This is a genomic window from Streptomyces triticirhizae, from assembly GCF_003696235.1.
Classification (GTDB): Bacteria; Actinomycetota; Actinomycetes; order Streptomycetales; family Streptomycetaceae; genus Streptomyces; species Streptomyces triticirhizae.
The window spans coordinates 19,477-31,236 of the sequence record NZ_RFFJ01000001.1 but is presented as its reverse complement, the minus strand read 5'-3'; the positions used below and the strand labels follow the sequence as shown (position 1 = coordinate 31,236).

9 protein-coding genes are annotated in these 11,760 nt (G+C 73.9%); 7 read left to right on the top strand and 2 right to left on the bottom strand.

The window, feature by feature from the left end; all coding sequences use genetic code 11:
• The first annotated feature begins 143 nt into the window (after nt 1–143).
• From EBN88_RS00135 to EBN88_RS32310, 6 genes are all read left to right on the top strand, one after another.
• Nucleotides 144–1,760: a (2,3-dihydroxybenzoyl)adenylate synthase gene (locus EBN88_RS00135; RefSeq protein ID WP_122181682.1), complete on the top strand. Its 1,617-nt coding sequence runs from the start codon at nt 144–146 to the stop codon at nt 1,758–1,760.
• Between the two features lie 63 nt (nt 1,761–1,823).
• On the top strand, nt 1,824–2,021 hold the full coding sequence (locus tag EBN88_RS00130; RefSeq protein ID WP_122181681.1) for a ferredoxin: 198 nt from the start codon (nt 1,824–1,826) through the stop codon (nt 2,019–2,021).
• 70 nt (nt 2,022–2,091) lie between these two features.
• A complete protein-coding gene (locus EBN88_RS00125; RefSeq protein ID WP_122181680.1) occupies nt 2,092–3,675 on the top strand; it encodes an ABC transporter substrate-binding protein in 1,584 nt (527 codons plus the stop codon).
• Between the two features lie 26 nt (nt 3,676–3,701).
• Nucleotides 3,702–4,625, top strand: a complete 924-nt coding sequence (locus EBN88_RS00120) for an ABC transporter permease (protein WP_233580339.1) — start codon at nt 3,702–3,704, stop codon at nt 4,623–4,625.
• A complete protein-coding gene (locus EBN88_RS00115) occupies nt 4,622–5,473 on the top strand; it encodes an ABC transporter permease (RefSeq protein WP_122181679.1) in 852 nt (283 codons plus the stop codon). The genes EBN88_RS00120 and EBN88_RS00115 overlap by 4 nt, the downstream gene beginning before the upstream one ends.
• Complete coding sequence (locus tag EBN88_RS32310; protein ID WP_122181678.1) at nt 5,470–6,954, top strand: ABC transporter ATP-binding protein; 1,485 nt, start codon at nt 5,470–5,472, stop codon at nt 6,952–6,954. Before EBN88_RS00115 ends, EBN88_RS32310 begins: the two co-directional genes overlap by 4 nt.
• Before the next feature lie 43 nt (nt 6,955–6,997).
• On the opposite strand, the gene EBN88_RS00105 is transcribed toward EBN88_RS32310, so the two are convergent.
• Nucleotides 6,998–8,386 (bottom strand): salicylate synthase, encoded by a 1,389-nt coding sequence (locus EBN88_RS00105; protein WP_122181677.1) that lies wholly within the window; start codon nt 8,384–8,386, stop codon nt 6,998–7,000.
• A gap of 132 nt (nt 8,387–8,518) precedes the next feature.
• Here EBN88_RS00105 and EBN88_RS00100 point away from each other — a divergent pair, with 132 nt between their 5' ends.
• Nucleotides 8,519–9,742 (top strand): GTP-binding protein, encoded by a 1,224-nt coding sequence (locus EBN88_RS00100; protein WP_233580338.1) that lies wholly within the window; start codon nt 8,519–8,521, stop codon nt 9,740–9,742.
• A 930-nt stretch (nt 9,743–10,672) separates the two neighbouring features.
• Here EBN88_RS00100 and EBN88_RS00095 read toward each other — a convergent pair.
• Nucleotides 10,673–11,539 (bottom strand): SAM-dependent methyltransferase, encoded by an 867-nt coding sequence (locus EBN88_RS00095; RefSeq protein WP_122181675.1) that lies wholly within the window; start codon nt 11,537–11,539, stop codon nt 10,673–10,675.
• Nucleotides 11,540–11,760 lie beyond the last annotated feature (221 nt).

Below are 11,760 nucleotides of genomic sequence, written 5' to 3'. Positions count from 1 at the left end.
CTGGATGGGTCGTGGTGCTCACGGAGCGATGGCTCCGCGCTTCCCGGAGCCTATGTAAAGATGATAATCATGTTCAAGGCCGCACACGGGAGATCCCCGACACGCGAGGGAGTCTCCCCGGCGCGGGTGGAAGGAGCATGAGGATGGACGGGACGCCGGACTGGCCTGGCTGGCCCTCGAAGGCCGCGCTGCGCTACCGCTCGGCGGGCTACTGGGGAGACGAGCCGCTGGGCGACATCCCCCGGAGACAGGCCGCGCTGCGCCCCGAGGCGACGGCCCTGGTGGACGGTGAACGTCGGTGGACCTACGCCGCGTTGGAGGACGAGGTCACGACCGTCGCTCGCGCGCTCTACGGCGTCGGACTCCGACGCGGTGACCGGGTCATCGTCCAACTCCCCAACGTCGCCGAGTTCGTGTTGCTCTGGTTCGCGCTGCAACGCCTGGGCGTCGTCCCCGTCCATGCCATGCCGGGGCACCGCCGAACGGAGATCGGCCACCTCGCGCGGCTGACCGACGCGGTCGCCCACGTCGTCCCGGACCGTCACGCCCGGTTCGACCACCGGGTGTTGGCCGCCGGGATCCGCGCCTCCGAGAACGCGGTCCGCCGGGTGATCGTCGTGGGTGACGTCGGCGACCACGACGACTTCATCCCCTTCGACGCGCTCCGTCGCGGTGACGCGGCCGGTCGCGAGGAAGAAGACCGGCCCGCACCAGGCGACCTGGCGCTGCTCCTGATGTCCGGAGGCACCACCGGCACCCCCAAGCTGATCCCGCGTACCCACCAGGACTACGCGTACAACGCGCGGGCCGCCGCCGAGATCTGCGCGCTCGGCCCCGACAGCGTCTACCTCGCCGTGCTGCCGATCGCCTTCAACTTCGCGGTCGCCTGTCCCGGTTTCCTGGGAACCCTGCACGCCGGGGGCACCGTCGTGCTGGCCCCGAACCCCAGCCCCGTCACCGTCTTCGAACTCGTCGCACGCGAGCGGGTGACCATCACCGCCGTCACCCCGCCGCTGGTGCCGCACCTGCTTGCCGAGGCGCGGGAGAACCGGCCGGACCTGACGAGCCTGCGAGTCCTCCAGGTGGGCGCGGCCCGGCTGCCGGACGAGGTGGCACGGCGGATCGGCCCGGAGTTGGGCTGCCGGCTCCAGCAGGTCTTCGGCATGGCGGAGGGCCTGCTCAACCTCACGCGCCTCGACGATCCGGACGAGGTCGTCTGTACCACCCAGGGCCGGCCGATCTCCCCCGACGACGAGGTACTCGTCGTCGACCGCGACGACAGCCCCGTCCCCGAGGGCGAGGCGGGCGAGCTGCTGACCAGGGGGCCCTACACGCTGACCGGCTACTACCGATCGCCGCAGCACGCGCGGACCCACTTCACCGAGGACGGCTACTACCGCACCGGGGACCTCGTGCGCCGCCAACCCGGCGGCAACCTGCGGGTGGTGGGCCGGGTGAAGGACCAGATCAACCGAGGCGGGGAGAAGATCGACGCCACCGAGGTCGAGGAGCACCTGCTGGCCCACCCCGAGGTGGTCTCCGCCGCCGTGGTGGCGGCCCCCGACCCCGAACTCGGCGAGCGTTCGGTCGCGTTCCTGGTCTGCGCGGGCTCCCCGCCCGACGCACGACAGGTCGCCGTCTTCCTGCGCGAGCGGGGCGTGGCCGCCTACAAGGCTCCCGACCGGGTGCGCGTCGTCCCGGAGATGCCGTTCACCGCCGTCGGCAAGATCGACAAGCGGGCGTTGCGGGCGCTGCTCTGACGCCCCCGACCACCCCGCCGGCCGGGCCGGCGGAACACACACCGGAGCGGAGGTGAGGAGTCCGTGCGCATCGAGGTGCGACCGGACATCTGCGTGGGAGCCGGGCAGTGCGTGCTCACCGCGGAGCGCTTCTTCGACCAGGGCGAGGACGACGGACTCGTCGTCCTGCGCCGCGCCGAGCCGGGCGGGCACGAGATGGCGGAGGTTCTCCGCGCCGTGGACGGCTGCCCGGCCGGCGCGATCACCCTGCACGACAGCTGAGCGCGCGCACCGTGCCGCGCTCTTCGCCGAGGCCCCGCGTGGGCGCGGCGCGATTGAAGGAGAAACACCCATGGAGCCTCTGGCGAGACGCACGCTGCTGCGTTCCGGCCTGTTGGTGGCCGCGACAGCCGTCGCCGGCCCCGCCCTGCTCACCGGATGCGGCTCGGGAGAGGAGAGCCCGGCGCGCTCGGACGGAAAGCCCCGACGCGGCGGCACCCTGCGCGCCGCGTTCACCGGCGCCGGTGCGGGCGAGACGCTGAACCACTTCGTCGGCGGAACGGCCTTGGACATGGTCAGGGCGCGGGCACTGCACGCGACCCTGGGCGACCTCGACCCGTCGGCGCCGGACGGCGTGCGGTACGGGGTGCTGGAGACCATCGAGGTGAACGGGGAGCTGAGCGCCTACACGCTGCGCCTGCGCCGTGGCCTGACCTTCAGTGACGGCTCGGCGCTGACCGCGCGCGACGTGCTGTGGTCGCTGCGTTCCCCCGCCGAGGACCCGGCGTCGCTGCCGGTCTACAAGAACCCGGCGGCCACCTTCGACTTCGCCGGCGCCCGGGTGGAGAACGACCACACCCTGGTGCTGCCGACCCTGGCGCCGGTCGCCGACGGCCGGCTGCTGCTGTGCCAGGGCAACTACCTGGTGGTGAAGGAGAACAGCGACTTCTCCCCCGAGGTCGCGACCTCCGGCCCGTTCCGACTGGAGGAGTTCGTGCCGGGCGAGGGCTGTGCCCTGGTGCGCAACGAGGAGTTCACCCACCCCGAGCTGAGCGACGCGCCCTACCTGGACGGCCTGGAACTGCGTTCCCTGCCCGACAGCGAGGCCCGCGCGGCGGCCCTCACGGGCGGCCAGGTGGACTTCGCCCACGACCTGTCCCCGGTCACCGCCAGAACCCTGGGCGAGGACGAGCGCTTCACGCTGACCAGCACCAGCCCGCCCTACGTCTCCGGCCTCTTCTTCCGGATGAACCTCGCCCACGAGCCGTTCCGGGACAACCGGGTGCGCACCGCCTTCAAGTTGGCGGCCGACCGGGAGGCCATGGTGGAGTCGGTCTTCTTCGGCGATGCCACCGTCGGCAACGACCTGCTCTCCCCCGGCTTCCCCGACTACGCGGACGAGATCGAACAGCGCCCCTTCGATCCGGACCGGGCCAGGCGCCTGCTGCGCGAGGCGGGGGCCGAGGGGATGCGCGTCACCCTGACCACGGGCCCGGAGACCCCGGGGATGGTGGAAGTGGCCACGCTGTACGTGGAGAACCTGGTCGCGGTCGGCGTGGACGCGACGTTGGAGGAGCTGCCGGCGGGACAGCTCTTCGCGGACTACCCCGCCTACACCAGGCTGCCGTTGGCGGCCAGCTTCTCCGTCCCCACCCCGGCCCTGCCCCTCTACCAGATGTCCTACGGGGGACAGAACCCGGCGGCACTGGGCTGGGACCGGCCGGACGTGGACGAGTTGGTCGCCACCGCGCGCGGCACCTCGGGCGAGGAGTCGGCGCGGGCGGGGCTCGCCGCCCAGCGTGCCCTGTGGGAGGAGGGCAACACCATCGCCCCGGTCTTCAAGCCCTTCACCACCGCGCACGTGCCCGGGATCTCCGGCGTGGCCGAGGACCTCTTCGAGCAGTTCCCCGGATTCAGCCGGGCCACCCTGTCGTGACCTGGGGCCCGTTCCTCCTACGGCGCGTGGTCGCGTTCGTCCCCTCGCTGGCGGCTCTGTCGGTGCTGGTCTTCGGCGCGACGGAGCTGCTTCCCGGCGATGCGGTCAGCGCCGTCGCCGGCCCGAGCGCCACCGAGGCCGAACGCGCCGCCGTGCGCGAGCGGTTGGGGCTCGACCGCGACCCCGTGACGCGCTACCTGGAGTGGGCCGGCGGCGCGCTGCGCGGAGACCTGGGAACGGGCTACACCGGCGGACGGTCGGTGACCGAGCTGATCGCCGACCGGCTGCCCAACAGCCTGCTGTTGGCCGGGCTCGCCCTCGCGGTGGCCCTCCCGGCGTCCGTCGCCCTGGGCCTGCTGGCGGGCGCCCGGGCCGGGCGGCGCGCCGACCGCGCGGTGTCGACGGGGGTCCTCCTGGTCGCGGGGCTGCCGGAGTTCGTGCTGGCCGCCCTCCTGCTGTGGCTGCTGGCCGCCCGGACCGGTCTCCTGCCCCAGGTGTCCCTGGTGCCGCTGGGGGGCACTCCCCTTGACGCGCCGGAGATCCTCGTTCTGCCCGTGCTGACACTGGCCGTCTCCGGCGTCGCCGTGGGCACCCGGCTGGTCCGTTCCGCCAGCGCGGAGGTGGCCGCCTCTCCCTGGGTCGAGGCCGCCCGGCTGCGCGGAATCACCGGCCCCCGCCTGGCGGCACGTCACGTGCTGCCAGGCGCGCTGGCGCCCGCCGCCCAGGCCCTCGGCCTGATGACCGGGGCCCTGGTCGGCGGAGCGGTCGTGGTGGAGACCGTCTTCGGCTACCCGGGCATCGGACTGGAACTCCAACAGGCCGTGGCCCACCGGGACATCCCGCTCGTCCAGGGCATCGCTCTCGTCCTGTGCGCCGTCACGCTCGCCACCGTGCTGCTGGCCGACGTCGCCGCCAGGGCCCTGGACCCGCGTCGAGGGAGCCCGAGGTGAGGCGGCCTTCCCCCGACCCGCGTGGGTCCGGCGGGCCCGGCGTTCTCACCTGGTGCTGCGCCGCCGTCTGTCTGCTGGTGCTGTCCGTCGCGCTCCTCGGTCCCCTGCTGGCCTCCGGTTCGCCCACCGAGCAGGTCGGGCCGCCGCTGGCCGCGCCAGGCGCCGGACACCCGCTGGGCACCGACGTCCTCGGCCGCGATGTCGCCGCCCGCGTCCTGCACGGCGGCTGGGTGGTGCTGGTGCTGGCCGTCGGCGCCACCACGCTGGCCACGCTCCTGGGCGCGGGAGGCGGCCTGTGGCTCGGGCTGGCGGCGGAGCACGGCGGGGAGTGGGTGATGCGCGCGGTGGACGTGCTGGCGGTGTTCCCCCCGTTGCTCCTCATGTTGCTGCTGGCCACGGGTGCGCCGGACAGCGACGCGGCCGTGCTGGTGGCGGTGGGGCTCGCGGCCACGCCGTTCTCCCTGCGCGTGGTCAGGGCCGCGACGCGCCGGGTGGCCGCCACCGGCTATGTGGTGACCGCCCGGGCGAGGGGCGACGGCTGGCCGGCCGTGGTCCGACACGACGTGCTGCCCAACGTCGCCGGCACCGTGCTGGCCGACGCCGGCATCCGGTTCGTCGCCGCCGTGCACCTCACCGCCACGGCCGGGTTCCTCGGCCTGGGCCGGGGAGCGCCCAGCGCGAACTGGGGGCGCATGATCCGCGAGAACCTCCCCGGTGCGCCCCTGAACCCCCTGCCCGTTCTGGTGCCCGCGGCGCTGCTGGCCGCGTTCGCGGTCGCGGTCAACCTTCTCGCCGACCGCCTGGCGGAGCACCTCGCGGACCCCGACATCACGAGGAGCGGCGCGTGAGCGTGCCCACCACGGCGACGGCACTGGCCGAGGTCGACGACCTCGTCGTGACCCGCCGCACCGACGGCGAGCCCGTCCTGGACGGAGTCAGCCTGACCCTGCGCGCCGGCGAGGTGCTGGCCATGGTGGGGCGTTCCGGCTCCGGCAAGACGACGCTCGCGCTGAGCCTGCTGGGCCGGGTCCGGGAGGGGCTCACCCCGCGCTCCGGCACGGTGCGTGTCGCCGGGCTCGACCCGTTCACCTCCGAAGGACGGTCACGCGTGCGCCGCCGACTGGTCGGATTCCTCGGCCAAGACCCCGCGTCCGCGCTCAACCCGGCGCGACGGCTGGGCAGCACGCTGCACGAGGCCGCCGCCCTGACCGCGCCCCGGGGGCGGGGTGCGGCGGGCCGCGCGGAGCGGGAGCGGCGGGTCCGGGCCGCCCTGACCGAGATGGACCTTCCCACGGACCCCGGGTTCCTGCGGCGCTACCCGCACCAGGTCTCGGGCGGCCAGGCGCAGCGCGTGGCGCTGGCCGTCGCCACCATCGGCGAACCACGGCTGCTCGTCCTCGACGAGCCGACCAGCGGACTTGACCCGAGCCTCGCCGAGGACCTGGCAGCACGCCTGAGCGCCCGTCATCGCCGCGCGGGCGGGGCGATGCTGCTGGTCAGCCACGACCGGCTGCTGACCGAGACGCTCGCGGACCGGACCCTCGGCATCGAGGGCGGCCGCCTGGGGCCGCCACGTCGCCCCGCCCCATCGCGCCGCCCCCCGCCCCGGAGGCGAGCCGAGCCCGCCTCGTCCGGGGCTCCCCTGCTGGAACTCGCGCACCTGCGGGCCACCCACGGCCGGCACGTCGCCGTCGAGGGGGTCTCGCTCACCGTCGCGGCCGGCGGCTGCACGGCGCTGGTCGGTCCCTCCGGCGCGGGCAAGAGCACGGTCGCCCGCTGCCTGCTCGGGCTGCACGGGAGCTGGTCGGGCGAGCTGCGCCTGGCGGGTTCGGCGCTGCCGACCGACTTCCGCCGTCGCACCGGGGAACAGCGCCGTGCCCTCCAACTCGTCGCCCAGGACTCGGTGGGGGCGCTCAACCCGCGCGAGTCGGTGCGCGGGGCGCTGCTGCGGCCGTTGGCCGCGAGCGGGAACGGCAGCGAGGAGGAGGCCGCACGGTTGCTGGAACGGGTCGGGTTGTCGCCGGCGTTGCTCGGGCGGCTGCCCCACGATCTGTCCGGCGGGGAGCGGCAACGCGTCAACCTGGCGCGCGCCCTGGCCGCCCGACCCCGCGTGCTGCTGTGCGACGAGGTGACCTCGGCCCTGGACGGGGAGACCCGCGACGCCGTGCTGGAGCTGCTGAGGGAACTGCGGCACGCGCAGGGATTGGGGGTCTTGTTGATCACTCACGACTGGGAGGTCCGCGCCACCGCCGACCAGGTGGTGACGCTCGTGGACGGCCGGATGGTCGACGCGGAGCGGGAGGCGGCGGAGGACGGCGCCAGCCGTTGAGCGGGCCGGTCCGACCCCGGCGCGGACCGGCCGGGTCCGCTCCTCAGCCCGCACCCGTCCGGCGGGGCGCGGGGACCAGGTGGCGGCCCACGCCGCGCAACTTCTCGCGGGTCTCCTCCAGTTCGCGCTCCGGGTCGGACTGGGCCACCACGCCCGCTCCCGCGCGGAGCCAGGTCTGGCCGTCGCGCCGGTAGACGCTGCGCAGCACGAGCGCCGCGTCGAGCGAGCCGTCGCCGCCCGCGACGATCACCGCCCCGCTGTACAGGCCCCGTTCGGTCCCCTCCCTCTCGTCTATCCACGCGCAGGCCCGCCGCTTGGGGATGCCCGAGGCGGTGACGGCGGGGAAGAGCGCCGCCAGGACGTCCCACCGGGTGCGCCCCTCGGCGAGATCGCCGGTCAGGTGGGAGGCGAGGTGCTGCACGCTGCCCCGCTCGCTGACGGACATGAAGTCGTCGATACGAACCGACCCGGGAGCACAGACGCCCGCGAGTTCGTCGGCGGCCAACCGCACCGAGACGGCGTGCTCGTACACCTCCTTGGCGTCCCGGTACAGCTCGGCGCGGCGGGCCAGGTCGCCGGCGCGGTCCCCGTGCAACGCCCGTGTCCCGGCGAGGGGTTGGGCGTGCACCACCCTCTCTGCCGTGACCTGGGTGACGATCTCGGGGCTGAAGCCGGCCGCCTCCCATCCCCCGGAGCGCAACAGGAAGGAGCGCGCCGGGTCGTTGGCCCGGCGACCGACCAGGTAGGTGGCGGGCAGGTCCACGGCCTCCGGCACGGGCACCCGCCGGGAGACGATGACCTTCTCCAGGAGCCCGGCCCGGATGTCTCCGATCGCGGCGGCGACCGCCCGCCGATAGTCGTCCGCCCCGTGCTGGTCCAGGTCCGTCGAAACCCGGTCGTCCCGGGGCGTGGGCGCGGCGGTCGAGGCCGCCGACAGCCCGGCCTCCAGCGTGTCCAGAGCACGGCGGGACTCGGCCCGGAGTCGCACGACGTTGCCGGCCAGGAACCTGACCTCCCGACGCGGCAGCACCAGCCGGAGGACGGACTCGGCGACGGGAGGCGCGCCGTGGAGGGACCGGCTCAACTCATAGGTGGCCCAGCCGTACGCGGGCAGACCTGTCGCGTCGAGCAGCCGCCCGACGGCGGCCAGCGGGGACGGACCGTCCGGAAGCTCGACGCGTTCGCCGGCCACCGTGAACGAGGGGCCGGCGGGGCCGATCTCGGCGACACCGGCCTCCCCTTCGACCCAGGTCACCCGCCCGCGATCCTCGTAGAGGAGGTGCGCCTCACGCGACGCGGCGGTCAGCGCCACGGCCGTCGTCAACGGGTCGGCGCGCAGAACAATCTCGCGCTCGACATAGCGCGGAGCGGGGATGCCCGCCTCCGCGACCGGGAGGCGGGCGCGCGCGGGGCGCGTGGCGTCGGAGGTCATGACGGGTACTATACGCAAACGGCAATCATTTCCAATAAGGCGAGGATCACGATGCGCGAGGCCGGAACGGCCACCAGCCCCAGCGCCGCCGCTGCGGCAACCACCAAGAGAGACACCGACGTTCGACTTCCGGTGACCGTACTCTCCGGTTTTCTGGGCGCCGGCAAGACCACCCTGCTCAACCACGTCCTCGGCAATCGCGAGGGACGGCGCGTGGCGGTGATCGTCAACGACATGAGCGAAATCAACATCGACGCCGCCCTGGTCCGCGACGGAGGAGCGCTCTCCCGCACCGAGGAACGTCTGGTGGAGATGACCAACGGCTGCATCTGCTGCACGCTCAGGGACGATCTGCTGGAGGAGGTGGAACGGCTGGCGCGGGCCGGCCGCTTCGACTACCTGCTGATCGAGTCCAGCGGGATCTCCGAGCCGATGCCCGTCGCGGCCACCTTCTCCTTCCCCCGCGACGACGGGGCGACGCTCGGCGACCTGGCCCGACTGGACACCATGGTCACCGTGGTGGACGCCGCCAACTTCCTGACGGAGCTGGAGCGTGGCGACGCCCTGCTCGAACGCGGCCTGGACCAGTACGAGGAGGACGAACGGACCGTCAGCGACCTGCTCGCGGACCAGATCGAGTTCGCCGACGTCCTCCTCCTGAACAAGATCGACCTCGTCCCGGCGGCGACAGCCGACCGCCTTGCCGCGACCCTGCGCCGACTCAACCCGTCGGCGCGGGTCGTTCGGGCCTCGCACGGCCGCGTCCCGATCGGCGAGATCCTCGGCACCGGCGCGTTCGATCTCGCGCGAGCACAGGAGGCGCCGGGCTGGCTCGCCGAGTTGAACGGCGACCACGTGCCGGAGACGGAGGAGTACGGGATCTCCAGCCTCCTCTTCCGCGCGGAACGCCCCTTCCATCCCGGACGGCTGTGGCAGCTCGTCACGGAGGAGTTGGACAGCGGCACGTTCGGCGCGATCCTCCGCTCCAAGGGGTTCTTCTGGCTGGCGACCCGGCCGGACATCACCGGCCTGTGGTCCCAGGCCGGCTCAGTCGCGCGGTTCGAACCCTCGGGCATCCGCGCGGCACCGACGGCCGGCGGCCTCTCCGACGGTCAGGAACTCGTCTTTATCGGAACGGAGTTGGCTCGCGAGAAGCTGCACGCGGCACTGACCGGCTGCCTGCTGAACGATGACGAGTGGCGCTCGGGCCCCGAGTCCTGGACCCGGCTGGCGGACCCGTTCCCCGCTTGGGACGCGCCGCCCGCGCACCACGAGCACCACCAGCACCACGACCACATGGCGCGCCAGCTGCCGACCGCCCCCACCTCGCCATCGTCCGTCGTGGCCAAGCGGTAGAAGGGCGCGGTCCGCGCGGCGGCGGGGCGCGTAGACGGTTTGAGCCCGCCACACCGGGGTGCGGTGTGGCGGGCTCCTGGCGTCGCGCTCCGTTCGCGCGGAGGCGACGCCGGGGTGCGCGTCCCGACCAGGCGCCGACCCCTCGGGGTGCCGGGTCGAGCCCCGGGGGCGGCGCGCCGGCCTCGGTCGCGGAACGCGGCACCGGCCTGGCGTGACCCGGGAGCGCGCGGTGGCCGCCGCCGGGACCGCGCGCCCCCGGAACACCCCTTAATGATAATGATTTTCATCTACTGAGCAAGGTGCGCCGGCGTGACCTGCCCCACCCCGCCCGCCCTCCGGACCGTCCCTCGGCGTCCGCGCGCGGGCGGGACGAGATGCGAAGTCGCCCTCCTTCGCGGTCTCGGAGCCGGCGGCGGGCCCTCACCTGGCACGGCACCATCGGGCTGTGGTGCTGATCTCGGGGGCGACCGCCTCGTCCCGGCCGTGTTCTCCGTGTTCTCCGTGTTCCCCGTGGGCCTCCTGTTCGGCCTTCCCGGGCAACTGCTGCTGATCGCCGTCGTGCTCTCCCTGATGAGCCTGATCGTGTTGGGCTACCGCATGTGGTGGCTGCGCCGCCCCACCCGGGGCGGCGGCCTGGCCTGGGGACGCTCACCGCGACACGGGGCCTGGCGCCGGACGCCGTGGGCCGTGCCGCTCCCGCTGCTCGCGGTGGCCGCCGTGATCGGCTGGTACGTTCCGCTGCTCGCGTTCCTGGCCGTCGACGCCGTCCTCGGCGCCTGGCACCGGCGGCACGGCCCAGCCGGCACCGCGACTCCGGTCGAGAACGAGGAACCCCCGGTCGAGCGAGGCTCTGGGCTGCGGTGGGGCACCGTGCGTGGCGTCTCCGTACACCACCCCGGCCGTCCGCGCTGGACGACAGCGCGCCCACGCTCAACTGGACGGCGTCGCCGCCTCGTTCGCCCGCCTCGCCGTCACCAGCAGCATGGGATGGAGCAGGTGGTATCCGGGCTCGTCGAGGATGTAGTCGTCGTCGCTCGGCGTCATCAGCGCGGCGGCCCGCGAGAGTTCCTCCTCGCTCATCCCGGCCTCCCCGCCCCGTTCCCGGGCGGCGTCGAGGAGTTCGGGCCAGACCACCCGCTCCAGATAGGGACGCGCCGTCGGGTCGTCCGCCAGGGGGAAGACGACCCGGGGGATGAGCCGCACCCGGGTCTCGCGCAGCCCGCTCGCCAGCGTCCAGTGCGTCAGCCGCTCGTTCTGTGTGGGCCCGTCCCCCGGGATGCCCCAGTTCAGCTGGGAGGCGACGCGGAGTTTCTGCTGCACCCAGGAGTGCCCCGGCAGGAAGGTCGCCTGGTAGTAACCGCTGCTGAAGAGCGCCAGTATCCCCCCCGGGTTGAGCGCTCCCGCCAGGGCGGCCACCGCGGCCTCGGGGTCGGAGAAGTTGCCGGGCCAGATCACGTCGCTCGCCCAGATCGCGTCGTAACCCGCCCCCGACCGCGCCGCCTCGCCCAACACGTCCAGCAGGTCGGCCTGTTCCAGCCTGACCCGCTCGGCGACGCCCTCCTTCTCGGCGTAGGCGGCGGCGAGTTCGAGGGCGTCCGCGTTCTGGTCCACGCCGACGACGCGGGCCTCCGGGTCTGCCGCGCGCGCCAGGGCGACCAGCCCACCGCCCGCGCCCGTGCCCGCGTCGAGGAGCCGCCGTCGGCCACCGAGGTCGAGCGTGCTCACCGCCTCCTCGACGGTCGGAGCGACGAAGGCCCGGTTGGTCAGCAGATATGTCGTGACGGTATCCGTCGTCATTTCCCTCATGGCAGGTTCGCCCCTACTCTCCTGGTGCCGCTGCGAGTGCGTGTCACAGCCGGTGCGCCGAACCCGAGCCGGGCGGAGCCCTCGGCCCCACCACCGGCCCCCGGCCCCGGACGACGCCACGGGGGAGAGGCAGGCCACGGCCCGGGGCGCGCTGGCCGCCTCCAGAGGGTCACGCGTCCCGGGCCGCAGGGCCCAGCTCGGCAGCACGCCAC

Bases quoted from the DNA above. Each gene is read 5' to 3' on its own strand.
- EBN88_RS00125 (WP_122181680.1), top strand. From the start codon at position 2,092: ATGGAGCCTCTGGCGAGACGCACGCTGCTGCGTTCCGGCCTGTTGGTG.
- EBN88_RS00105 (WP_122181677.1), bottom strand. From the start codon at position 8,386: ATGACCTCCGACGCCACGCGCCCCGCGCGCGCCCGCCTCCCGGTCGCG.
- EBN88_RS00095 (WP_122181675.1), bottom strand. From the start codon at position 11,539: ATGACGACGGATACCGTCACGACATATCTGCTGACCAACCGGGCCTTC.
- EBN88_RS00135 (WP_122181682.1), top strand. From the start codon at position 144: ATGGACGGGACGCCGGACTGGCCTGGCTGGCCCTCGAAGGCCGCGCTG.